Source organism: Methylophaga sp. (genome assembly GCF_965655755.1).
Taxonomy (GTDB): domain Bacteria; phylum Pseudomonadota; class Gammaproteobacteria; order Nitrosococcales; family Methylophagaceae; genus Methylophaga.
In genome coordinates, this window is sequence record NZ_CBFHHW010000007.1 from 1 (window position 1) to 941 (window position 941).

The window sequence follows — 941 nt, forward strand, 5'->3', positions numbered from 1 at the left end:
ATTTTTTTAAAGAGCGTTTGCTGCAAACTCGTGCAGCAAAGAAGCGAGAATTATACAGCTCTTCGCCGGGCTGTCAATCTTTATTTGCTGCTCAGAACACTGTTTGAACGTTGTGTCTGAGTAACGAAAGAGGCGCATTCTACAGGCTATTGCAGGTCCGTCAACAGGAAGTTATTCCCATTCAAATCAAATGCAGTCTAGATGCTTGAATTGTGGAAGTAATTTAAATGAAATAATCTTTATCGCATTACTATTTTGATACAAAAACACGTCTTCAGAACACAAAACGGCGATATTAATATCGCCGTTTTGTGCCTGATGTCGGTTCAATTGACTGTTATTCGGGCAAACTTCCGCTTACCGACTTGAAACACGCCTTCGATGCCTGCCTGAACTACCATGGATTTGTCTTGCACTTTTTCACCATCAATTTTCACAGCACCCTGCTTAATCATGCGCATTGCATCGGAGGTACTGCTGCTCAGACCTGCTTCTTTCAGTACATTGGCAATGGCCATCCCTTCTGTTCCTACCGATAGCGTGACTTCAGGGATATCATCAGGTAATTCACCTTTTTTAAACTGATTTTCAAACCCCTGACGCGCTTCGGTAGCCGCTTGCTCACCATGGAAACGGGCAACAATTTCTTCAGCAAAATCTTTTTTAACTTCGATGGGGTTACGACCTTGCTCCACTTCCTGACGCCATTGTTCTATCTCATTGACGTTTCTGAAACTGAGTAATTCAATATACCGCCACATAAGGTTGTCAGAAATAGACATAAGCTTACCGAAGATATCTTTAGGGCTGTCATTGATGCCTATATAGTTTCCCAGTGATTTTGACATCTTCTGTACACCATCCAGACCTTCCAAAATTGGCATTGTCAGAATGCATTGGGTCGGTTTTCCATAAGCTTTTTGTAATTCTCGTCCCATTAA

1 protein-coding gene is annotated in these 941 nt (G+C 42.1%); it reads right to left on the minus strand.

Annotation, left to right across the window (positions count from 1 at the left end; genetic code table 11):
* Positions 1 to 326 precede the first annotated feature (326 nt).
* On the minus strand, positions 327 to 941 hold a 615-nt coding region (gene tyrS, locus ACTF5U_RS03900), incomplete at its 5' end, for a tyrosine--tRNA ligase (protein WP_438970334.1).